This window comes from Mycoplasma buteonis (assembly GCF_000733865.1).
Lineage (GTDB): Bacteria > Bacillota_I > Bacilli_A > Mycoplasmatales > Metamycoplasmataceae > Mycoplasmopsis > Mycoplasmopsis buteonis.
In genome coordinates, this window is the sequence record NZ_JPOK01000003.1 from 1 (window position 1) to 1,715 (window position 1,715).

General features: G+C 41.8%; 2 rRNA genes. Both read right to left on the reverse strand.

Annotated elements, in window-relative coordinates:
- A 23S ribosomal RNA gene (locus EI91_RS00080) occupies window positions 1-905 on the reverse strand; the annotation flags it as partial.
- A 295-nt stretch (window positions 906-1,200) separates the two neighbouring features.
- A 16S ribosomal RNA gene (locus EI91_RS00085) occupies window positions 1,201-1,715 on the reverse strand; the annotation flags it as partial.

Below are 1,715 nucleotides of genomic sequence, written 5' to 3' on the forward strand. Positions count from 1 at the left end.
CTCTACCACCAAAGTTTAACATCAGACGCTAGCCCTAAAGCTATTTCGAGGAGAACCAGCTATCTCCAAGTTCGATTGGAATTTCTCCGCTATCCACAAGTCATCCGGGCACTTTTCAGCGTACTACGGTTCGACCCTCCACTTAGGGTTAGCTAAGCTTCAGTCTGCTCATGGATAGATCACATGGTTTCGGGTATATATCAACATACTAAACGCCCTATTAAGACTCGATTTCTCTACGGCTCCGCTTTTATCCACTTAACCTCGCATGTTAACATAACTCGCCGGTCCATACTGCAAGATGTACGCCATCACTCATTAACGAGCTCTGACTAATTGTAAGTAAGTGGTTTCAGATTCTATTTCACTCCCTTCCCAGGGTTCTTTTCACCTTTCCCTCACGGTACTAGTTCACTATCGGTGTCTGGTTAGTATTTAGCCTTACCGGATGGTCCCGGCAGATTCAGACAGGGTTTCACGTGCCCCGCCCTACTCAGGATACTATCAAAAGTTTTTACCATTTCACGTACAGGAGTATCACCTTCTGTGCTATAGCTTCCCAACTATTTCCGCTATGATAAAAATTTGTAACTTTATGTAGATAGTCCTACAACCCCAACTAATGTTGGTTTGGGCTCTTCCACGTTCGCTCGCCGCTACTAATGGAATCATTATTTATTTTCTCTTCCTGTTGCTACTAAGATGTTTCAGTTCACAACGTGTCTCGCAAATGCAACTATGTATTCATTGCATAGCAACTAGAAATTACTCTAGTTAGGTTTCCCCATTCGGAAATCCCCGCTTCGTAGCTTATATCCAGCTCCACGAGGCTTATCGCAGGTAATCACGTCCTTCATCGACTTCCAGACCCAAGGCATCCACCACAAACTCTTACTTATTTAAAAGTTAATTTTAAGTATGTCCTATTGTTGATGTATATTCAAAGACATTTCAATAAATTATTACATAATGTAATAATTACTCGGTATCAATCAAAACAAATTAACCAAAAATTTAATTTATTTAATTTGATGTCGTTGTAATATCTTTACTATTCAGTTTTCAAAGAACTAAGAGAGAAAGTTCTCTCAAAACTAGATATATCTATGGACTATTAACATAGTACATAACAATTACTTAATATTTAAAATAATAATAGTCTGGTAAGTGACTTATTATATAAGTCGTTGTACTCCGTAGAAAGGAGGTAATCCATCCCCACGTTCTCGTAGGGATACCTTGTTACGACTTAACCCCAGTCACCAGTCCTACCTTAGGCAGTTGTTTCCGTAGTTAACAAAACCGACTTTGGGTATTACCAGCTCCCATGGTTTGACGGGCGGTGTGTACAAGACCCGAGAACGTATTCACCGTAGCGTAGCTGATCTACGATTACTAGCGATTCCGACTTCATGTAGTCGAGTTGCAGACTACAATCCGAACTGAGAACGGTTTTTTGAGATTTGCTCCACATCGCTGTCTTGCTTCTCTTTGTACCGTCCATTGTAGCACGTGTGTTGCCCCACTCGTAAGAGGCATGATGATTTGACGTCGTCCCCACCTTCCTCCGGATTACTCCGGCAGTCTCCCTAGATCATCTAACTAAGGATAAGGGTTGCGCTCGTTGCAGGACTTAACCGAACATCTCACGACACGAGCTGACGACAACCATGCACCATCTGTCATTCCGTTAACCTCAACTATATCTCTATAGC